The sequence below is a fragment of the Microbacterium sp. CCNWLW41 genome, assembly GCF_037083505.1.
This window is the reverse complement of record NZ_JBAOJP010000002.1, coordinates 82,142-102,388: the sequence shown is the minus strand read 5'-3', so window position 1 is coordinate 102,388 and position 20,247 is coordinate 82,142. Positions and strand designations below refer to the sequence as shown.

The window sequence follows — 20,247 nt, the reverse complement described above, 5'->3', positions numbered from 1 at the left end:
TGGTGACCCGGGGCTGGGCGCTCCTCGCTCAACGTCCGGGGGTGGATCAGGCCTTCAGCATCGACGCGCGGGCGATCCGGCCGTCCACCACGTCGAAGGTGGCGATCGTCTCCGTGGCGACGCCGGCGTTCACGACCTGCTCCTGCGCGACGACCCAGCGGTCGCCGAACAGCACGGTCGTCTCGATCACGCAGGAGAGGTCGGGGTTCTGCAGCCGGGGCTCGTAGAAGGCGCGGATCGCGTCCGATCCGGCGATCGGCTCGGGCGCCACGCCCGTGATCACGGCGTCGTCCGCGTAGGTCGCCACGAACGCGTCCAGGTCGTGCGCGTTGAACGCGTCGAGCTGCGCCCGGACGGTGTCCAGGGGGCTGCGGGCGGTGTCAGTCAATGCGCACTCCTCCGTTGACGTCGTACGTGGCTCCGGTGACGAAGCGCGCACGCTCCGAGGCGAGCGAGGCGATCACCCAGGCCACGTCCTGCGGCTCGCCGAATGCGCCGAGCGGGATCGACGCGGCCAGGCGGTCGCGCCCCTCCCCCTGGAGCTGGTCGGTGATGGCGCTCGCGACCGGGCCGGGGGTCACGGCGTTGACCCGGATCCCCTCGCCGGCCAGCAGCCGCGCGAAACTGCGCGTGATCGCGAGGATCGCCCCCTTGCTCGCGGCGTAGTGCATCCCGGTCTGCAGTGCGCCGACCTGCCCCGCGATGGAGGAGATGTTCACCACGGAGCGGTCGCCGTCCGCCGCCCGCAGGAGGGGAAGGGCGGCGCGGGTGAGGAGGAAGGTGCCTCGGGCGTTGGTCTCCATCACGAGGTCCCACTCGTCGATGTCGATCTCGTCGAAGGGGACGTAGGGGCAGACACCGCCGTTGTTCACGAGCACGTGGAGCGACCCCCACGCGCCCGACACCTCCTCGACCAGGGCGGACACGGAGGCGGGATCCCGCAGATCCAGGCGGGACACGCGCACGTCGGGCGATCCGGCGGCGCGGCACTCGTCGGCGATCCGTCCGGCCTCGGCCTCCCGTCCGGCATAGGTCAGCCAGAGAGCGGTGCCTTCCCCGGCGAGTTCGAGGGCGGCGGCGGCTCCGATGCCGGAGCTCGCCCCGGTGAGCAGGGCACGGCGAACAGTCATGCCCCAAACGCTATAGCAAAACGGAGGCCAGGGCATCTCGCGTAGGATCGGGGCCATGAGTCCCGAGGCGTCCAGACACTAGACCGCGGATGCGAGCGCACGTCGTGCGCTCCCCGCCTCTCGTCGACCCCTTTTCGACTCGTCGTCCTCCCGTGCGGGAGGCCGCGTCCGCGTGTCTGGATGACCATGCCCTTCGTGATCCCTGTCCTCGCCCTGGCCGTCTTCGCCCAGGGCACGAGCGAGTTCATGCTCGCCGGCCTCCTGCTCGACATCTCCGCCGATCTCGGCGTCTCCCCGGCGACGGCCGGCCTCCTCACCTCGGCCTTCGCGCTGGGGATGGTGGTGGGCGCGCCCGCGATGGCCCTGTTCGCCGTGCGGTGGCACCCCCGCCGCACCCTCCTCGTCCTCCTCGCCGTGTTCCTCGCCGCGCACGTCTGCGCTGCCCTGGCGCCGACCTTCGGGCTGCTGCTGCTGACGCGTCTGGTCGCCGCGGTCTCGAACGCGGGCTTCCTCGCGGTGGCGCTCGGCGCCGTCCGAGCGATCGTGCCCGCCGCGCTGACGACCCGCGCCGTCAGTGTGCTGCTGGCCGGGACCACGCTCGCGACCATCGTCGGCGTCCCCGCCGGGGCGGCGCTCGCGTCCGTCCTGGGATGGCGATCGACGTTCTGGGCGGTCGCGGCCCTGTGCATGCCGGCGCTGATCGCGATCGCGCGCGACCGCACACTGGTCGCGCCCGGAGGCGGCGCGTCGTTCGCCCTGCGGCGCGAGGTCGCGGAGCTGCGCCGTCGGCCGGTCCTCGGCGGGATCCTTCTCGGCGTCCTCGTCAATGCCGCGACGTTCGGGGTCTTCACGTACCTCGGCGTCGTGGCCGAGGCGGCGGGGATCGTCCCCGTCCTCGTCCCCGTGCTGCTCGCGGCGTTCGGCGTCGGCGCCTTCGCGGGAGTGAGCGCGACGGGGCGGTGGGCCGCGCCCCGGGAGCGGCGGTGGATCGTGACGGGCCTGTTGCTGCTCGGAGGCGCATGGGCGGGGTTCGCGCTCGTCGCGGGCGGTCCCGTCGGCGTGTTCGTGCTGACGCCGGTGTGCGGCGCGCTCAGCTTCGCCGTGGCTCGGCGGTCATCGGCCGGATCGTCCGCGAGGCCGCCGGGGCTCCGGTGCTCGGCGGGGCCTTCGCGACGGTGGCGCTGAACCTCGGCGCGACCCTCGGGCCGGCCGTCGCCGGCGCGGCCCAGGACCGCGGAGGTGCGCCCGCGGTGCTCCTGGCGGCGACGCTGGCGGTCGGCGTCGCGGCGCTCGCGTCGCCGTGGGCGCTGGCGGGCCGCCGAGACGCGCGGCAGGGATGAGCGGATCGGGAGTGCCGGACCAGCGGGCCGGATGGCTCGCCGGTCCGGCGGTCGCACGCGGATGCTAGATGCTATAGCATTTGGTTCCATGGCTGAGTCCCTGATCCTCCTCACCGACTGCGACCTGCCCGGCGATGCCGCCGAGCGGACGCTCCGCGCCGCCGGGCTCCGCGCCGTCCGCGCCCCCGAGGCGACCGACGACCGGATCGCCGAGCTCGGCGCCGAGGCGGAAGGCCTCATCGTGCAGTGGCACCGGATCGACGGGGCTCTCATGGACCGGATGCCGCGACTGCGCATGATCAGCCGGCTCGGCATCGGGTACGACATGATCGACGTCGCCGCCGCCTCCGAGCGGGGGATCGCGGTCGCCAACACCCCGAGCTACTGCATCGAGGAGGTCGCCGCCCACACGGTCGCCCTGATCATGGCGCAGGCCCGCGGGCTCCTCGCCTACGACCGTGCGGTCCGCCGAGGCGAGTGGCGCTCCGTGGCCGCGCAGCCGATGGCCGTGCGGCCATCCCGCACGACGATCTCCGTGCTCGGGTTCGGGCGGATCGGGTCGCTCGTCGCGCGCGGGTGCCGTGGTCTCGGCTTCCGCGTCCTGGTCGCCGACCCCTACGCCCCCGACGAGGCGGTGCGGGCGGCCGGTTGCGAGCCGGTCGCGATCGATGAGGCTCTCGCCGAGGCGGACATCCTCACCCTGCACGTGCCGCTGACCGCCGACACCCGCCACCTCGTGGACGAGGAGGCGATCGCCGCGATGAAGCCGGGAGCGGTGATCGTGAACACCTGTCGCGGTCCGCTGATCGACGAGACCGCACTGGTCGCGGCGCTGCACGACGGGCGGATCGGCGCGGCGGCGCTGGACGTGTTCGAGGAGGAGCCTCTGGCGGCCGGCGCCGCTCTCCGAGACGCCCCGAACGTCCTGCTCACACCCCACGCGGCCTGGTACTCGCCCGAGGCGCTGCAGGATCTGCCGGTGCATGCCGCCGAGAACATCGTCCGCTTCCTGGCCGGAGAGCGGGTGGACGCGATCGTCAACCCCGACCGGGCCGTGCGCGGAGCCTCCGCGGACGTCGCGCCGAGCTCGCGCTGATCCGCACGCACCCGGACCCGAACGAGAGGAACACCATGCAGCTGATGCGCCGAGGAGAGCCGGGCCGGGAGCGCCCGTTCGTGCGGGACGACGAGGGGACGCTGCGCGAGCTGGCGTCCGTGACCGCGGAGATCGACGGCGCCTTCCTCGCCGACGATGGGATCGGGCGAGTACGGGCGGCGTTGCGGGAAGGACGTCTGCCGGTCGCGGACCCGACGGTCGAGCGGTGGCGCACCGGGGCGCCGATCGCGCGTCCGACGGCCGTGATCTGCGTCGGGCAGAACTACGCCGCGCACGCCGCGGAGTCGGGATCCGCGCCGCCCGCCCAGCCGATCGTGTTCTTCAAGCATCCGAACACCGTCGTGGGCCCGGACGACGACGTGCTGCTGCCGCCGGGCGCGGAGAAGGTGGACTGGGAGGTGGAGCTGGCGGTGGTCATCGGCCGCACCGCCCGCTACCTGTCCGCGCCCGCTGCGGCGAGGGACGTGATCGCGGGATACGCCGTGTCGAACGACGTGTCGGAGCGCGCCTACCAGCTCGACGTCTCCGGCGGCCAGTGGTCCAAGGGCAAGTGCGCCGAGACGTTCAACCCCCTGGGGCCGGTGCTCGTGCCCGCCGACGAGGTGGATCCGCAGGCGCTGCGGCTCCGCTCCTGGGTCAACGGCGAGCCGCGTCAGGACTCGTCCACCGCCGACATGATCTTCCCGGTGTGGGAGCTCGTGCACCATCTGAGCCAGTTCATGGTGCTGGAGCCGGGCGACGTCATCAACACCGGGACGCCGCAGGGCGTGGCGCTGTCCGGCCGCTTCCCGTACCTCCGGGACGGGGATGAGATGACCGTGGAGATCGAGGGGCTCGGGCGCCAGCGGCAGCGGCTGCGGCGCGCCGTCGTGGCCTGAGGTGCCGCCGGCGGGCTGCGCCCGCGGCACGGTCCTTCCCGCTGAGTGCGACCGTGCCGCGGGCCCAGCCCGTCCGTCGTTGAGCGAGCGCAGCGAGTCGAAACGTGGTGGCCCGGGACTGGGTGCTTCTCGGTCGTTGAGCGAGCGCAGCGAGTCGAAACGTGGTGACCCGGGGCTGGGCGCGGGTCAGCCGGCGTACGGCGTCACCGGGGTGCCGCGGACGCCGGGGCGCACGGCGAACACGGATCCGGCGGCGGTCCCGTGATCCGGATCCAGCCCCTGCGCCGACGTCGTGACGTACAGGGTGCCGAGGTCGTTGTCGCCGAAGGTGCACGCGCTCACCTGCGGCACCGGAAGGACGATCCGCTCCTGCAGCGCGCCGTCCGCGTCGAAGCCGAGCACGGCGCCGCCGCCCCATCCCGCCACCCACACGCTTCCGTCCGCAGCGACGGTGAGGCCGTCCGGGAACCCGGCGTCCTCGGGGAACGCGGCGAACGTGCGTCGCCCGCCGAGCTCGCCGTCGTGCACGTCGAGGACGTCGATCCGCCGCGTCGCCGTGTCGACGTAGTAGGCGCGGCGTGCGTCCGGGGCGAAGCCGACCCCGTTGGAGCACGTGATCCCGCGCAGGAGCGTCGTCGCCGTGGCGCCGTCGGGCGTCGGATCGATCCGCCGCAGCACACCCGTGCCCGACGCGTCGTCGGTCGCCATGGAGCCGGCGAGGAGGCGGCCGCGGGGATCGCAGCAGCCGTCGTTCATCCGGGTGCCGGTGCCGTCGAGCAGGCGCAGGACCGGGTGCGCGGGTCCATCCGGGTCGTCCGCGAGGTACAGATCCTGCGCGCCCACCGCCGCGAACCCGCCCGACCGGCGCGGCCGCGCGAAGGCCAGGTAGCGGTCGTCGACGTGCTGCCGCCGCACGCCGTGGTCCGTGAGGGTCAGAAGGTCCCCGGCGTCCCCGTCGACCCAGCGCAGCCCGCCCCATCCCGGCCACCACACGGGCGCCTCGGCGTGGCGGGCGACGGGGCCGGTGACGTTCTCGGGCGTCACCGGCGGTCGCGTCCCGGGGTTCGCAGCGGATCCGGGGCGGGGAGCGGATCCGGGGCGGGGACCGGGTCGGCGACGGGCTCCGCGCCGTCGCGGATCCCTGTCGTCGCGTCGGCGGGGGCCGTGTTCGGCCGGGACGGAGCGGGCTCGGCGGCGGGCGCCGTGACCCCGGGCGCGGTCGCCGGTGCGGCGTCCGCGCTCCTCGCTCCCTCCGATCCGGTCGCCGTGGGCGCCTCGAGCTGCAGCGCCACGCGCTTCTCCAGGTTCTCCACGGCCTCCTCCGACAGCGACAGCAGGCCGTCCAGCTCCTCCCGCACCCGCTTGTACGCGGTCTGGCGTTCCGCCGCGGTCGCCGACTGGTCGAGCGCGACGGTGAGCATGTGCTGCGCGCGCTCCAGCCGCTTGCGCTCGGCCTCGCTGAAGCTCGAGTCCCGCAGGCGTCGCGCATCCTTCTCCGCGACCTCGAAGGCCACGGCGTACGCGCCCACCGCGTCGAGGTACTCCGCGACGCGCTGCTCGCTGATCTTCGCGTCGGCCGTCGCCGGGCGCAGGGCGTCGGCGGTGCGCTTGGCCCGCAGGAACGCGGCCGTCAGCGGCTGGCGACCGTCGCTCATGGCGGGGAAGGCGATGAGCTTCGCGACGTCCAGCTCGTAGTCCAGCCATCGTGCCGTGATCTCGTCGTGCTCGGCGAAGAGCCGCTCCAACAGGTCCGTGGACGACACGGGAGGGTCGGCGGCGACGACCTGCGCCGGCACGGCCTTGCCCCGCGCGGCGAGCTGCGCGGCCTTGATCTCCCCCTTGACGCGGATGGTCTCCAGACGGCGTTGGTGGCGGCGCTTGGCGCCGCGCTCCCACGCCTTGGCGACACCGCCGGCCACGCCCATGAAGGGGAACACGAGCCACCAGTAGTCGCGGGCGAACTCCCCGAGCGCCCTGAGGATCTCATCCATGATGCCCTCAGCCTACGATCCGCGACGGCGCACCGAAACGGCGGCGGTTCACGGGAGGAACGTCGCGGCGGCGACCCGGGCGCGCAGCAGCGTCAGGGTGCGCGACGGTTCCGGCTCCAGGCCCAGGGCGGCGGCGACCTCCAGGGCGAGAGCCGCGTGCCCGGCGGCGTTGGGATGGAACGCGTCGTTCATCAGCGCCGACGGGACGCCGCCGTTGCCGATCCGGGTGAACGCGGCCAGCATGTCGACGAGGATCGTCCTCTCGGCGCGGGCGACCTCGCGCACGGCCTCGGCGAACTCCCCGATCCGCGCGCGCTCGGGCGCGTGGGCGGCGTCGACCGACGGTGGCGTGAGCAGGACCGGGATCGCGTCGAGGTCCCGCACGCGTGACACGAACGTCGTGAGCGAGGCCCCGAACTCCTCCGGCTCGATGATCGGGAACACGCCGCCGGTGGAGCAGTCGTTCGTGCCGATCATCAGGGTCACGACGTGGGGCGCCCAGAAGGCGACACGCCGGTCGAAGTCGTCGAGGATCTGCACGATCCGGTGACCGCTGATCGCGGTGGTGATCATGGCGTCGCGCGTGCGCCCGAGCTCGCCGCGCACGATCTCGTGCAGGTGCTCGGGGTAGCTGCGCCCACCCTGCGTGTGGACCAGGCCGTGGGTGATCGAGTCGCCGGTGATCACCCAGTTCACGGGGCGTTCGTCGGTGAGCAGGGCGTGCAGGCGATCACGATCGGCGGTGGTCATGGGTCCATTCTTCCGTCCCGCGGGCCGGCGCCCGTACGGAGTCCTCCGCCCCACGAGTCGGGGCCGTGCGGAGCGATCGCGTCAGAGCGCGGTCAGCAGCGGGACCACCCAGGCGACGGCGATGACCGCGGGGACGAGGGCGAGCACCAGGCCGATCACGGCGAGGATCTTGGCGTGAGCCCGGATCAGGGCGACCACGGCGACGATCGCGGTCGCGAGGGCCAGCGCCCACACCGCGATCGCCGCCAGGATCATCACCGAGAGCGAGCCCATGCCGGGCGTGGACAGCGTCAGAACCCAGCCGATGGCCGCGACCGCCGCGGTCACGACGCCGAGGACGAGCGCGGCGACGGCGAGGCCGTGCCGGGGCGGGGCGGAGGAGGTGGGGGATGCCATGGCCGGAGCGTAGCAGCGGCCCTCGGGCGGATCAGGCGCCGGAGCCGCCGGGGGACGTCAGGAGTGCGACGGCGCGGGCGGCGAGCGTCGCGGGCTCCGCGTCCACGGTGACCACGATGCCCCGCTCGTCCGCGCCGAGGGGTTCGAGGGCGTCGAGCTGCGAGCGCAGGAGGGAGGCGGGCATGAAGTGGGCGCTGCGGCCGGAGGCCTGCGCGAGGAGGCGATCCGGATCCGCGTCCAGATGGACGAACGCGACGGCCGGCGCGTGGCGCCGCAGGACGTCGCGGTAGGCGCGCTTGAGCGCCGAGCACGCCACGACCGCTCCGGGCACCAGCGCCTCGCCGACCCGGTCCAGCCATGGCCACCGGTCCGCGTCGTCGAGCGGGATCCCCGCGGACATCTTCGCGATGTTCGCCTCGCCGTGGAGGTCGTCGGCGTCGGTGAACACGCCGCCGGTCCGCCGGGCGATCTCGATCCCCACGGAGGTCTTGCCGACGGCGGAGACCCCCATCACCACCACGGGCGGGAGAGCGTTCATGCGTCCATCCTCCTCCTGCCCTCGATCCGGGGACGCGCGCGCGGGCTCACCAGTCGTGGACGGTGCCGTCGGCGAGACGGTTGTACGGGAGGTAGGCCTGCTCGTACGGGTACTTGCCCGCCTCGTCCACGTCCAGCTCGACGCCGAGCCCGGGGGCGTCCCCCGGGTGGAGCAGGCCGTCGCGCCAGGTGAAGGACTGGCGGAACACATGATCCGTCCGCGCGCCGTGGCGCATGTACTCCTGGATGCCGAAGTTGTGGATCGCCAGCCCGAGGTGCATGGCTGCGGCCATGCCGACCGGTGAGATGTCCGTGGGCCCGTGCATGCCGGACTTGATCTGGTACATCGCGGCGTAGTCGAGGGTCTTCTTCAGCGGGCTGATGCCGCCCATGTGCGTGACGGCGCCGCGCACGTAGTCGATGAGCTGCTCGCGGATGATGTCCTTGAAGTCCCACACGGTGTTGAAGATCTCGCCGATCGCGAGAGGGGTCGTCGTGTGCTGGCGGACCAGGCGCAGGGCCTCCTGGTTCTCCGCCGGCGTGCAGTCCTCCAGCCAGAACAGGTCGTAGGGCTCGAGCTCCTTGCCGAGCTTGGCCGCCTGGATCGGCGTCATGCGGTGGTGCCCGTCGTGGAGGAGAGGCAGTTCTGCGCCGAACTCGTTGCGGACGGCCTCGAAGACGCCGGGGAGGTGGCGCAGGTAGGAGCGGGTGTCCCAGTCCTCCTCGACCGGCTTCACCCCGCGGCGGGCGGGTTCATGGTCGTAGCGCGCCTCGCCGCCGAAGGTGTCCGCGGCCTGGGAGGCGATGCCGTAGATCGCCTTCAGGCCGGGGACGCCCGTCTGGATCCGGATCGCGCGGTAGCCCTGCTCCAGGTGCTCGCGGACGGAGTCGAAGAGCTCCGGCAGCTCCTTGCCGGAGGCGTGCCCGTAGGCGAGCAGGCCGGTGCGGCTCGCGCCGCCGAGGAGCTGGTAGACGGGCATGCCGGCGCGCTTGCCCTTGATGTCCCACAGCGCCATGTCGACCGCGGCGATCGCGGCCATCGTCACGGGTCCGCGCCGCCAGTAGGCCGAGCGGTACAGGAACTGCCAGGTGTCCTCGATCCGGCCCTCGTCGGCGCCCACGAGCAGCGGCACGACGTGCTCGGAGAGGTAGGCAACGACGGCGAGCTCGCGCCCGTTGAGCGTCGCGTCGCCGAGGCCGGTGATCCCGTCCGCCGTCGTGAGCTTGAGGGTCACGAAGTTCCGGTCGGGGCTGGTGACGATCACCTCGGCCTTGTCGATGGTCATGCGCGCTCCTGGTCCTCGGTCGTCGGCTCGGTGTCCGGCCCTGTGTCCGGGACCCGCCGGCGCCGTCTGGTCATCGTCCGTCCATCGAATCACTGCCATACTAGTTTCGTCAAGCTATCGTGTCGGCATGCCCTCCGCCCGGTCCGTCGCCTATGCGCGGATCCGTGACGACGTCATTCAGGGGGTGCACGCGCCCGGCGCGCTGCTGTCCGAGAACGACCTCGCCGTCTCCCTCGGGCTGAGCCGGCAGCCGGTCCGCGAAGCGTTGCTGCTCATCGCGCAGGAGGGACTCGTCGAGGTCCGCCCGCAGAGCGGCACCTACGTCACCCTGATCGATCCCGACCGGGTGCGCGAGGCCCAGTTCATCCGCGAGGCGATCGAGCTCACGTCCCTCGCCTCCTGCCGGACGCCGGATCCCGCCGCCGAGGCCCGCCTCCGCGCCGCCATCGCGTCCCAGCGCCGTGCGGCGGATCGCGACGCCTTCTATCCGCTCGACGAGGAGTTCCACCGGATGCTCCTGGGGCTGGCCGGTCACGCCAACGCCTGGGCGGCGGTCTCCGCGGCGAAGGGGCATCTCGACCGGGCGCGCTACGTGGGGATGAGCGCCACCCGCGGCGTGCAGGACTACGTCGACGACCACGAGCGGGTGCTCGACGCTCTGGCCGCCGGCGATGTCGAGGGGGCGATCGCGGCGCTGCGCGAGCACCTGCGCTTCGTGTTCGCCGATCTGGAGGCCGTGCGCGCACGACACCCGGAGCACTTCGACGGCCCCCCGGCCCCCTCGCGCACCGGTCGTCCGAAGCGTCGCTGACCCCGCGCCCCGGTCTCGATGCGAGACGCCACGCAGGTTCAGGCGATCCCGCGAGACTTGCGAGCGCGCGAGGTGAGGCGATCACACGGGTTCAGGCGATCACGCGGGTTCAGGCGGGTGATGGGGATTGTTGCCTGATCTCGCGCGTTTGCCTGCGCTGGCGTGGAGGAGTGCGGGGCCCGCTGTCCGCTGGCGGGTCTGCGCGGGGCACGCGAGTTCAGGCGATCACGCGGGTTCAGGCGGGCAGTGAGGATTGTCGCCTGATCCCGCGCGTTTGCCTGATGTCGCGTTGAGCGCGGCGGGGCCAGGCGATCACGCGAGAACAGGCCAGGGGTGGGGATTGCTGCCTGATCTCGCGCGTTTGCCTGAGACGGGGGAGCGGCGCGGCGCAGCGGCGGGGCAGCGGGGAGTGCGGGGAATGGGGGATGTGGGTCAGCCGACGAGCGCTCGGCCCTGGACGTGGACGGAGACGGGGCGGATCGCCGCGTCCCCCGGCGCCCAGTGGAACCGGAGCACGTCCGCCTGGGCCCCCACGCGCCACGGCTCGGCGTCGTCGAGGATCCGGGCGGGGGCGACGGCGGCGAGGCGCACGGCCTCCGCGAGGGACCCGGTGACCCGCGCGGCCGTCGCGACGCCCGTGTCGAGCGCCTGGATCGACCCCGCGAGGAAGCCGGTGGCGGCATGCCGCAGCGCACCGTCGGGCGCGATGCGGACCCCGCCGCCGACGGAGGAGACGCCGCCCTCGCGGAGCTCCGCGGGGGTCGCGACCGCATCGCTCACGAGGAACGCGCCGTGCTCGCGCTTCGCGGCGAGCATCGCCGACAGGGTCTCGTCCGGCAGGTGATGCCCGTCGGCGATCAGGCCCGCCGCCAGCCGGGGCTCGGCGAGCTGCGACCACAGGTAGTTCGGATGCCGGGGCAGCACGGCGTGCGCGCCGTTGCCGAGGTGCGTGGACAGGGATGCGCCCGCGGCGGCCGCCGCGCGGATCTGCGCGTCGTCGGCGTGCGTGTGCCCGACGGCGACGCGCACACCCTGCGAGACGAGGAGGCGGATCGCCTCCTCCGTGCCGGGGTGGTGCGGCGAGAGGGTGACGATCCGGATCAGCCCCGGTGCCTCGTCGAGCCACGACTGCAGCTCGTCGGGATCGGGCGGGCGGATGTGCTCCCGCGGGTGCACGCCGCGCGGCCCGTCCTCGGGGGACAGGCACGGCCCCTCGACGTGGACGCCGGCGATCATGCCTCCGATGCGCGGATCCCGCCGCGCCTCGGCGATGGCCCGGATGCGCGCCCGCATCTCGGGGGCGGACGCGGTGATGACGGTCGGCAGGAAGCGGGTGATCCCGCGTGCGGCGAGGCTGAGCGCCATCTCCGCGATCCGGTCCGGATGCGGATCGGCGGCGTTCGCGTCGCCCTCCCCGTGCCCATTGACCTGCAGGTCCACGAGGCCGGGCCCGATCCACGGCTCCTCCGCCACCGGCTCCCGGGGGGTCATGGCGGTGATGATCCCGTCGTCCACCACGACGTCGATCCCGCCTCCTCCGAACGCATCGCGTCCGCGCAGGACCGTCGCGCTCACGACGCCGGCACCGCGGCGGAGGACAGGGGCAGCGTCGCCGACACGGGCAGCAGCGACGCCGCATCGCGGTCGACGTGCACCTCGCAGTGCGGGTGGCGGCGCAGGACCGTGCACGGCCAGGACTCGTCCACCTGCTCGTCCACGAGGGCGCGCACCGCGGCGGCCTTCCGCTCGCCCGGCACCGCGCAGACGAGGTGCGATCCCGACAGCAGCGTCGGGATGGTGAGGGTCAGCGCGTGAGTGGGCACGTCGTCGAGGGTATCGAAGCACTCGTCGTCGACCTGCTGGATGCGGCTCGCCTCGTCCAGGGCGACGGCGCGGACGCGCGAGGGGTCGTCGAAGCGCGCGTCGGGCGGGTCGTTGAAGGCGATGTGCCCGTTGACGCCGATCCCGAGGCAGACGAGATCGATCGGCCCCTCGTCGAGGTACGCCTCGTACTCCGCCGCCGCGGCCTCCGCGCCGAGCTCCGTGCGCATGGCGAGGAAGCGCCCGGGGCGGACGTGATCGACGAGATGGACGCGCAGCCAGGCGGCGAAGCGCTGCGGCGCCCCCGGGTCGAGATCCAGGTAGTCGTCCATGTGCAGGACGGTGACGGCGCTCCAGTCGATCCCCGGCTCCTGAACGAGGGCGCGGTAGACGTCCTGCTGGCTGGGAGCGGCGGCGGCGATCATCCGCGCGGCGCCCCGTTCGGCGATGGCCGCGCGCAGCGTCTGGGCGGCCGAGCGGGCGGCGGCGGCGCCCAGGGAGTCCCGGTCGGGGTGGGCGTGGAGGGCGAACGTGGGCGTGCTCATGATTGGCCACATTAGTGCAACCGGTTGCGAAGTCAAGCGCTGATGCGTATCGGGTGCGGAGCCGCGAGGATCCCGCGGCCGGACCCCGTGACCCGAGGCGCGCACGCGGTCCGCGGGCATAGTGTGTCTGTCGTGACAGGGAAACGGAGAAGCGCCACGAACCCGGTGACGATCGGCGACATCGCCCGGGTGGCCGGTGTGTCCCGCTCCACGGTCTCCCGCGCGTTCAGTCGTCCGGAGATGCTCAGCGGCGAGACCGTGCACCGCGTGCGCGCCGCCGCCGACCAGCTCGGATACGTCGTCAACCATGCCGCCCGCGCCCTGTCCACCGGGCGCTTCGGCAACATCGCGGTGGTGGTCCCGGACATCGCCAACCCGTTCTTCCCGCCGTTGGTGCGCCGGGTGCAGACCCTCGCGGATCAGGCCGACTACGCGGTGTTCCTCGGGGACTCGGACGAGATCGCCGACCGCGAGGCGAACCTGACCTCGCGACTGAGCGCCCAGGTCGAGGGGTTCGTGCTGGCCGCGCCGCGGCTCGACGAGCAGCGCATCCGCGAGCTCGACGCCCAGCGGCCCGTCGTGCTGGTGAACCGGGACATCGAGGGCCTCGCGCGGGTGCTGATCGACCCGAGCGGCGGGCTGGACGAGGCGGTGGCGCACCTGCACCGCCTCGGGCATCGGCGCGTGGTCTATCTGTCCGGACCGCGGGAGTCGTGGTCGGACCAGCAACGGCGTGCGGCGCTGAACCGTGCGGCGGAGAGGGTCGGCATCGAGGTGGCGGTGCAGGACCTCGGCCGCCCCAGCTCGACCGGCGGGCGCGACGCCGTCGGCGGGATCCTCGCCTCCGGCGCCACGGCGGTGATCGCCTTCGACGACGTCGTGGCCCAGGGGGTGCTCGCGGGGCTCGCCCTCCGCGGCATCGCCGTGCCGAGGGACATCAGCGTGATCGGCTGCGACGACACGCTGGCCTCCGGGACCAACCCGGCGCTGACGACGATCTCGGCGGCCTCGGCCGCCGCGGGCGAGGCCGCCGCGGAGCTGCTGCTGGCCCGTCTCGCCGACGCCGAGCGCCCCGCCAAGCGGGTGGCCATCGCGACGCACCTCGTGGTCCGGGAGACCACGGACGCCGCGCGGCCCGCGGCCCGCGAGTGAGGCGTCCTCCGCGTGCGACCGGTTGACTATGCAACCGGTCGCATGCTTTACTGACGCCCATGACCCGGATCGCCATCGTCGGTGCCGCCCACCCGCACGTCGAGTACCTGCTCGACGAGCTGGCGCGGGAGGACCGACGGGGCTTCACGCTCATCGGGGTCCAGGATCCCGACCGGCGGATCGCGGGCGCGTACGCCGAACGGTTCGGCGTCCCGGGCGTCACCGACGCCGAGGCGCTCCTGTCCGAGCAGCCCGACGTGGTCATGGTGGCCGGGATCTACGGTGACCGCGGACGCGATGTCGTCGCCGCCCTCCGCGCCGGCGCCCACGTGATCGCGGACAAGCCCCTCTGCACGAGCCTGGCGGAGCTCGCCGCGATCGAGGAGGCCGCTGCGGCGGCGGATCGCACGGTGTCGCTGCTCCTGGAGAAGCGCGGGTATCCGGAGACCCTGGCGGTCGCCGAGGTCGTCGCCGCGGGGGAGCTGGGCGAGATCGTCGGCGTCACGACCTCGGCGCCGCACAAGCTGCAGCGGGAGAGGCGGCCCGAGTGGTTCCTCGACCGTGCCCGCTACGGAGGCGTCCTCGCCGACCTCGCGGTGCACGACCTCGACATCGCGCTGCTGTTCGCCCCGGCGGACGAGGGCGTGGTCCAGGGAGCGGTCTCCGCGCCCCTCGAAGACGTCCCGGACTTCGCCCGCTACGGCGTCGCGACGCTGCGCACGTCCTCGGCGGTGGTCACCGCCGAGGTGAGCTGGCTGACGCCCGCGGAGTCGGACGTGCACGGCGACTACCGCCTCCGGCTGGTCGGCACCGAGGGCACCGCCGAGGTGTCCTGGGCGCGTCACCGGGTCGAGGTGACGACGCACCGCCGCGGTGCGCGACTGCTCGATCTTCCCGAGGGGCGCCGCCCTGCGCAGGACGCGCTCGACGCCCTGGCCTCGGGCGCGTCCGGCGCCGGCGCCGCCGGTGGGGTCGCGGCCGGCCCGGGCGCCGTGGACACGGCCGCCTCGCTCCTCGCCACCCGTCTCGCCCTGCTCGCCCAGGAGTCGGCGGACCAGGACGGGCTGCCGCGTCCCTGGTCGCGCTGACCGTCGTCGTCCTTCCCCCGGCTCAGACCCGCAGACAGGAGATCCCATGACCGCCCCGCAGCGCATCGCCGTCCTCGGTGCCGGCGCGATCGGCGCCGTGCACGCCCGACTGGTGTCCGCCCTCGCCGAGACGGAGGGGGTGCTCGCCGCGATCGTCGACGTCGATCCCGCGCGCGCCCGTGCCCTCGCCGAGCCGTATCGGGTCCCGGCCTTCACGACCCTCGCGCAGGCACGGGCGGAGGCGGGCGTCGACGTCGTGGCGATCTGCCTGCCCAGCGCTTACCACGCGGACGCCGCCGTCGAGGCGCTCGAGTCCGGCCTCGACGTCATCGTGGAGAAGCCGATCGACATCGCCCTCGACGCCGCGGACCGGGTGATCGCCGCCGAACGGGCGAGCGGGCGGACGGTGTCCGTCATCAGCCAGCGCCGCTTCCAGCCGGCCGCGGCGTTCCTGCACCGTGCGATCGAGGACGGCGAGCTCGGCCGGATCACCTCGGGCATCGCGGAGTCCGCGTTCTTCCGGCCGCAGGCCTACTACGACTCCGGCGACTGGCGCGGCACGGCGGCGATCGACGGCGGCGGCGCTCTGATGAACCAGGGGATCCACGCGCTCGACCTCCTCCTCTGGATGCTCGGCACCCCCGTCTCGGTGCAGGCGGCGACCGGGCGCGTGGCCCACGAGGGGATCGAGGTCGAGGACGTCGCCGGCGCCACGATCACCTTCGCGAACGGCGCGATCGGCGTGCTGCTGGCGAGCACGGCGGCGTATCCCGGACTCCCCGTGCGCCTGGCGGTGCACGGCGACCGCGGCACGGGCGTGATCGAGGACGACCGGCTCTCCGTGTTCGCCGCGGCGTCCGGACTCGCGCCGGGGCCCGACGACGTCGAAGAGCGGAGCGTCCCGGAGGGCTGGAGCGCGGTCGACGTGGCGCACCTCCGCCAGTACCGTGATGTCCTGGACGCCATCGCGCAGGGCCGCGCCCCCGCCATCACCACCCGCGACGGCCGTCGCGCGCTCCAGGTCGTGCTCGCCGTGTACGAGTCGGCGCGGACCGGGCGTCCCGTCACCCTGGAGCACGACGCCGCCGGCGATGCCCCCGCCGCGCGGCGCGCCGCGACCCCCGAGCCCCTGAAGGAGAACGCATGAACGCCCCGCGCGTCGCGATCGTCGGCATCGAGAACAGCCACGCCACCGAGATCGTCCACTACCTGAACGTCCTGCGCCCCTCGCACGTGCCCGTCCGTGTGACCGCCCTGGTCGCGGGGGAGCCGGAGCGCACGGCGGAGCTCGCGCGCCTGGGCGGCATCGAGACGGTGGTCGAGGACGTCGCCGAGCTGCGCGGCCGCGTCGACGCCCTGATCGTGACCTCGCGCGACGGCGCGCTGCACCGCGACCTCGCCGTGCCGTTCCTGGAGGCGGGCGTGCCGGTGTGGGTGGACAAGCCGCTCGCGGCCGGCGTGGCCGACGCGGACGAGATCATCGCCGCCGCCGAGCGCGGCGGTGCTCCGCTCACCTCCTCCTCGGCGCTGCGCTGGGTCGCCGACACGCAGGATCTGGCGAGGGACCTCGGCAGCGTCGGGGAGCTCCAGACCCTCACGCTGACCGGACCCGCCGACCCCGACAGCGAGTACAGCGGCATCTTCTTCTACGGCATCCACATCGCCGACGCCGCTCAGCGGCTCCTGCCCGGCGACCCGGAGGGAATCGACGTGTGCCGCACCCCGCACGCCGTCGTCGCGCGGTATCGGGTCGCGGACACGCTGGTCGCTCTGGAGTTCGTCCGCCCGGACGAGGACGGGCGGGTGCCGTTCCGTGCCACCGCCGTCGGCAGGCACGGCGTGCTCAGCCGAGAGATCCGGCTGGGCGAGGACTACGTGCAGCCCGGGGTGGACGCGTTCGCGAAGATGCTCGCGACCGGGGCGCCGCCGATCCCGGCCGCGCAGATGCGGGCGCCGATCCGTCTTCTCGAGACGGTCGCGCAGGAACTCGGCGCCTCGGCGCGCGTGCCTGCACACTGACGCACGGCGTGCACGCCGGACGTGGCGGTGCGCGCGGAACCAGATCAGAGGATCGGCGTCGAAAGGCCGTCTGACCTGGGATGAAAACTCCATTCGCGGATCCCGATCGACGTTTCGCTTGTAATGCAACCGATTGCACGCTAGCGTGACACCAGCAGAGATCCGCCCGTTCATCGGGCGCCGTCCGGCGCTCGTCAAGGAAGACCACGGAGGAACGACAATGGCAAGACGCACCATGATCGCGGCGGCGGCCCTGGCCGGGGCGCTCGCGATGACGGCCTGCTCCGGCGGCGGCGCCGGGGCCGGCGGAGGCGACGGCGAGACCGGGGACCTGCGGGTCTGGTTCATGCAGGACTCGGTGTCCGAGGACGCCGTGGCGTGGCTGGAGGAGGAGTTCGCGAAGGAGAACCCCGGCTCGACCCTCACGGTCGAGATGCAGCCGTGGGAGGACATCGTCTCCCGTCTCCAGACCTCCCTCGCCAGCAAGACCGAGACCCCGGACATCGTCGAGATCGGCAACACCAAGACGGTGACCTTCGCCAGCGTCGGCGCCCTCGCGGACCTCACCGACGTGTACGAGGACCTCGGCGGGGACGAGCTCATCCCGAGCTTCGTCGACGCCGCGACCGTCGACGACAAGCGCTACGCGCTGCCCCTGTACGCCGGTTCCAGCGTCCTCTTCTACCGGACGGACCTGTTCCAGGCCGCGGGCATCGAGGTGCCGAAGACGCTCGACGAGCTCGTCGCGGCGACCCAGAGGATCCAGGCCGCGAACCCCGAGGGGGTCGAGGGCTTCAAGGGGATCTACTTCCCGGTCGTCGACACGCACGGCCTCGAGGGCTGGCTGTTCAGCAACGACGCGAACTACGCCGAGAAGGACGGCGACGCGTGGGTCAGCGCCCTGGACACCCCGGAGGCCAAGAAGGCCCTGACGCAGATGCAGACGATCTGGTCGACGTCCGCGCTCGGCGCGCTCGACGGCAAGGACACCGCGGGAAGCCCCTGGGTGCCGTACAACGACGGCGAGGTGGCGATGTTCTCGTACCGCGTGTTCGCGCAGGCGAGCATCTCGGACGAGCTGAAGGACGTCACCGGGGTCATGGCGCTCCCGCCTGCGGAGGCGGGCGGCGACAGCCACCAGTTCCTCGGCGGCTCGAACGTCGCCGTCTCGGCGAACTCGTCGAACCAGCCGCTGGCGAAGAAGGCGCTGGAGCTCATCATGAGCGAGGACTTCATGAGCCAGCTCGCCGAGGACTCCGGCTGGGTGCCCGGCAACACCGCCTACGCGGACGCCATCCCGGACGGCCTCGTCCCCGCCTCGCTGCAGCAGCAGATCGCGGAGACGTCGCGCCTGACCCCGACCGCCCCCGCCTGGGCGATCGTCGAGGGCAACAACATCCCGGTCGACCTCTTCTCCGCGATCGCCAAGGGCGAGGACATCGACGCCGTGGTGAAGCGCTCCGGGGCCAAGATCGAAGAGACGCTCAACGCCGACTGACATGACCGCGACCGTCGTCGAACCACAGAAGGCGCCCCCGGCGCCCGAGCCCGTCCCCCGCGCGCGGCGGCGTCGCCGCGCGCGGGGCGCCGTCCTCCCCTATCTCCTCGTCCTGCCGCTCATCGCGGCGGTGGCCGTGGCGCTGGGATGGCCGCTGCTGCAGCAGTTCATCATGTCGCTGCAGAAGTTCGGCCTCGCCCAGCAGTTCGGCAAGGAGCCCGAGTGGGTCGGCCTGGACAACTACGTCTCGGTGCTCACGGACCCCACGATGTGGCTCGTGTTCCTCCGATCCATCGTCTTCTGCGCGATCTGCGCCACGCTGTCGATGGTGATCGGCTGCCTCGTCGCGGTGCTGCTGACGAAGGTCAGCAGCTGGGCGCGGATCGTGCTCCAGGTCGCCCTGCTCCTGGTCTGGGCGACGCCCGCCCTGGTCACCATGGTCATCTGGCAGTGGCTCTTCGACGGCCGGTACGGACTGGTGAACTGGCTGCTCGCCTCGATCGGGTTCCGGGACATGGCCGGCTTCCCGTGGACGTCGACCCCGATGGGCGTGTTCACGATCGCGGCGCTCACGGTCATCTGGGGGAGCCTGCCGCTGATCATCTTCATGATCTACTCGGCGCTGACCCAGGTGCCCCTGGAGGTGCTGGAGGCCGCCGAGCTCGACGGCGCCCGGCCGTTCCAGCGGTTCCGGGAGGTGACCCTGCCGATCATCACCCCCGCGGTCATGATCGTCGGGCTCCTGCAGATCGTGTGGGACCTGCGCGTGTTCACCCAGATCTACGTCCTGCAGCAGGCGGGTGTCTCGGTGGAGGAGACCAACCTCCTCGGCACCTACATCTACCGCGTCGGCATCGGGCAGGGCGAGTACGGCGACGCCTCGGCGCTGGCCACGGTCGTGCTGCTGCTGACGCTGCTGCTCACCTGGAAGTACATCGCGAGGATGTTCGCCCAGCAGAGGGAGGCGAGCGAATGAGCGCTCCGGTCGACCTGCGCACGACGGACTTCCCCGCCGTCGCGCCGCGCGGACGGCGCAGCCGCCGCGACACCCACCGCCGCGGATGGAACGCGGTGGCGATCGCCGCGGCCGCGCTGCTGGTCTTCCCCGTCTACTGGATGGTGAACACGGCCTTCTCCGACAACGACGACCTGTTCAGCAAGACGCCGCGGTTCCTGCCGATCCCGTTCAGCGCGGAGAGCTTCGCCGGGATCCTCGCCGACAACGGCTTCTGGTCGGCCCTCGGCATGAGCGCCTCGGTCACCGCGGTGGTGGTGGTCGTCGCGGTGCTGTTCGGCTTCCTCGCGGCGGTGGCCGTCAGCCGGTTCCGGTTCCGCGGGGGCGGGCTCATCATCCTCATGGTGCTGATCATCCAGATGATCCCGAGCGAGGCGCTGTTCATCTCGCAGTTCCGGATGCTGGACGGCTGGGGACTGCTGAACTCCGTCGGCGGTCTGTCGCTGCTGTACGTCGGCACGGTGGTCCCGTTCACGGTGTGGCTCCTGCGCGGCTTCATCCACGGCATCCCGGCCGACCTGGAGGAGGCGGCGATGGTGGACGGCTGTAGCCGGTTCGGGGCCTTCTTCCGGGTCACGCTGCCGCTGCTGGGGCCGGGGATCGTCACGGCGTCGGTGTTCTCCTTCCTCCAGGCCTGGAACGAGTACACCCTGGCGCTCGTCGTCATGACCAAGCCCGGCAACGCCACGCTGCCGCTGTGGCTGCAGACCTTCAGCAGCGAGATGTCGGCGACCGACTGGGCCGGCATCATGGCCGGCGCGACGCTGATCTCGGTGCCCGTGGTGATCCTCTTCCTCATCGTCCAGGGGCGGCTCGCCTCCGGGATGGTGGCGGGAGCGGTCAAGGGTTGAACGAACGCACCGCGCATCGGGG

20 protein-coding genes and 1 pseudogene are annotated in these 20,247 nt (G+C 72.9%); 11 read left to right on the top strand and 10 right to left on the bottom strand.

Features of this window, described 5'->3' with window-relative positions:
- Positions 1 to 46: 46 nt before the first annotated feature.
- Both V6R91_RS08240 and V6R91_RS08235 read right to left on the bottom strand, forming a co-directional pair.
- On the bottom strand, positions 47 to 388 hold the full coding sequence (locus V6R91_RS08240) for a nuclear transport factor 2 family protein (RefSeq protein ID WP_219084986.1): 342 nt from the start codon (positions 386 to 388) through the stop codon (positions 47 to 49).
- On the bottom strand, positions 381 to 1,130 hold the full coding sequence (locus V6R91_RS08235) for an SDR family NAD(P)-dependent oxidoreductase (RefSeq protein WP_336395126.1): 750 nt from the start codon (positions 1,128 to 1,130) through the stop codon (positions 381 to 383). The genes V6R91_RS08240 and V6R91_RS08235 overlap by 8 nt, the downstream gene beginning before the upstream one ends.
- Before the next feature lie 186 nt (positions 1,131 to 1,316).
- Between V6R91_RS08235 and V6R91_RS08230 the strand changes: the two are divergent.
- The 3 genes and pseudogenes from V6R91_RS08230 to V6R91_RS08215 all read left to right on the top strand — a co-directional run bounded on the left by V6R91_RS08230 (position 1,317) and on the right by V6R91_RS08215 (position 4,465).
- Positions 1,317 to 2,470: pseudogene (locus tag V6R91_RS08230) on the top strand (MFS transporter).
- Positions 2,471 to 2,558: 88 nt separating this feature from the next.
- Positions 2,559 to 3,566, top strand: a complete 1,008-nt coding sequence (locus tag V6R91_RS08220; protein ID WP_336395123.1) for a C-terminal binding protein — start codon at positions 2,559 to 2,561, stop codon at positions 3,564 to 3,566.
- A gap of 35 nt (positions 3,567 to 3,601) precedes the next feature.
- The gene (locus tag V6R91_RS08215) at positions 3,602 to 4,465 is read left to right on the top strand and encodes a fumarylacetoacetate hydrolase family protein (protein ID WP_271062912.1); all 864 of its coding nucleotides are present in this window, start codon (positions 3,602 to 3,604) and stop codon (positions 4,463 to 4,465) included.
- A gap of 186 nt (positions 4,466 to 4,651) precedes the next feature.
- Here V6R91_RS08215 and V6R91_RS08210 read toward each other — a convergent pair whose 3' ends face one another.
- The 6 genes from V6R91_RS08210 to manD all read right to left on the bottom strand — a co-directional run bounded on the left by V6R91_RS08210 (position 4,652) and on the right by manD (position 9,425).
- Entirely contained in the window at positions 4,652 to 5,509 is an 858-nt protein-coding gene (locus V6R91_RS08210) for an SMP-30/gluconolactonase/LRE family protein (protein WP_336395122.1), read from the bottom strand.
- A complete protein-coding gene (locus V6R91_RS08205; protein WP_336395121.1) occupies positions 5,506 to 6,456 on the bottom strand; it encodes a hypothetical protein in 951 nt (316 codons plus the stop codon). The genes V6R91_RS08210 and V6R91_RS08205 overlap by 4 nt, the downstream gene beginning before the upstream one ends.
- Before the next feature lie 48 nt (positions 6,457 to 6,504).
- On the bottom strand, positions 6,505 to 7,206 hold the full coding sequence (locus V6R91_RS08200; protein WP_271061324.1) for an SGNH/GDSL hydrolase family protein: 702 nt from the start codon (positions 7,204 to 7,206) through the stop codon (positions 6,505 to 6,507).
- Positions 7,207 to 7,287: 81 nt separating this feature from the next.
- On the bottom strand, positions 7,288 to 7,602 hold the full coding sequence (locus V6R91_RS08195; protein ID WP_336395120.1) for a hypothetical protein: 315 nt from the start codon (positions 7,600 to 7,602) through the stop codon (positions 7,288 to 7,290).
- Positions 7,603 to 7,633: 31 nt separating this feature from the next.
- The gene (locus tag V6R91_RS08190; protein WP_336395119.1) at positions 7,634 to 8,140 is read right to left on the bottom strand and encodes a gluconokinase; all 507 of its coding nucleotides are present in this window, start codon (positions 8,138 to 8,140) and stop codon (positions 7,634 to 7,636) included.
- Between the two features lie 46 nt (positions 8,141 to 8,186).
- Positions 8,187 to 9,425, bottom strand: a complete 1,239-nt coding sequence (gene manD / locus V6R91_RS08185; protein WP_271061321.1) for a D-mannonate dehydratase ManD — start codon at positions 9,423 to 9,425, stop codon at positions 8,187 to 8,189.
- A gap of 127 nt (positions 9,426 to 9,552) precedes the next feature.
- Between manD and V6R91_RS08180 the strand changes: the two genes are divergently transcribed.
- Positions 9,553 to 10,236 carry a GntR family transcriptional regulator gene (locus V6R91_RS08180; RefSeq protein WP_336395118.1) on the top strand — a complete coding sequence of 228 codons (684 nt, stop codon included), beginning with the start codon at positions 9,553 to 9,555 and terminating at the stop codon, positions 10,234 to 10,236.
- A gap of 432 nt (positions 10,237 to 10,668) precedes the next feature.
- Here the strand turns inward: V6R91_RS08180 and V6R91_RS08175 are convergent, their stop codons facing one another.
- On the bottom strand, positions 10,669 to 11,811 hold the full coding sequence (locus V6R91_RS08175) for an N-acetylglucosamine-6-phosphate deacetylase (RefSeq protein WP_336395117.1): 1,143 nt from the start codon (positions 11,809 to 11,811) through the stop codon (positions 10,669 to 10,671).
- A complete protein-coding gene (locus tag V6R91_RS08170; RefSeq protein WP_271061318.1) occupies positions 11,808 to 12,602 on the bottom strand; it encodes a 6-phosphogluconolactonase in 795 nt (264 codons plus the stop codon). Before V6R91_RS08170 ends, V6R91_RS08175 begins: the two co-directional genes overlap by 4 nt.
- A 132-nt stretch (positions 12,603 to 12,734) precedes the next feature.
- Here V6R91_RS08170 and V6R91_RS08165 point away from each other — a divergent pair, with 132 nt between their 5' ends.
- The 7 genes from V6R91_RS08165 to V6R91_RS08135 all read left to right on the top strand — a co-directional run bounded on the left by V6R91_RS08165 (position 12,735) and on the right by V6R91_RS08135 (position 20,225).
- Positions 12,735 to 13,754 (top strand): LacI family DNA-binding transcriptional regulator, encoded by a 1,020-nt coding sequence (locus V6R91_RS08165; RefSeq protein ID WP_336395116.1) that lies wholly within the window; start codon positions 12,735 to 12,737, stop codon positions 13,752 to 13,754.
- 59 nt (positions 13,755 to 13,813) lie between these two features.
- The gene (locus V6R91_RS08160) at positions 13,814 to 14,842 is read left to right on the top strand and encodes a Gfo/Idh/MocA family protein (protein WP_336395115.1); all 1,029 of its coding nucleotides are present in this window, start codon (positions 13,814 to 13,816) and stop codon (positions 14,840 to 14,842) included.
- A 46-nt stretch (positions 14,843 to 14,888) separates the two neighbouring features.
- Positions 14,889 to 15,989 carry a Gfo/Idh/MocA family protein gene (locus V6R91_RS08155; protein ID WP_336395114.1) on the top strand — a complete coding sequence of 367 codons (1,101 nt, stop codon included), beginning with the start codon at positions 14,889 to 14,891 and terminating at the stop codon, positions 15,987 to 15,989.
- Positions 15,986 to 16,861, top strand: coding sequence for a Gfo/Idh/MocA family oxidoreductase (locus tag V6R91_RS08150; protein ID WP_271061315.1), 876 nt, complete (start codon positions 15,986 to 15,988; stop codon positions 16,859 to 16,861). The genes V6R91_RS08155 and V6R91_RS08150 overlap by 4 nt, the downstream gene beginning before the upstream one ends.
- A 220-nt stretch (positions 16,862 to 17,081) precedes the next feature.
- Positions 17,082 to 18,359, top strand: coding sequence for an extracellular solute-binding protein (locus V6R91_RS08145; protein ID WP_219085000.1), 1,278 nt, complete (start codon positions 17,082 to 17,084; stop codon positions 18,357 to 18,359).
- Position 18,360: 1 nt separating this feature from the next.
- Complete coding sequence (locus V6R91_RS08140) at positions 18,361 to 19,335, top strand: carbohydrate ABC transporter permease (protein ID WP_067248088.1); 975 nt, start codon at positions 18,361 to 18,363, stop codon at positions 19,333 to 19,335.
- Positions 19,332 to 20,225 (top strand): carbohydrate ABC transporter permease, encoded by an 894-nt coding sequence (locus tag V6R91_RS08135; protein ID WP_336395113.1) that lies wholly within the window; start codon positions 19,332 to 19,334, stop codon positions 20,223 to 20,225. The genes V6R91_RS08140 and V6R91_RS08135 overlap by 4 nt, the downstream gene beginning before the upstream one ends.
- The last annotated feature ends 22 nt before the right edge of the window (positions 20,226 to 20,247 follow it).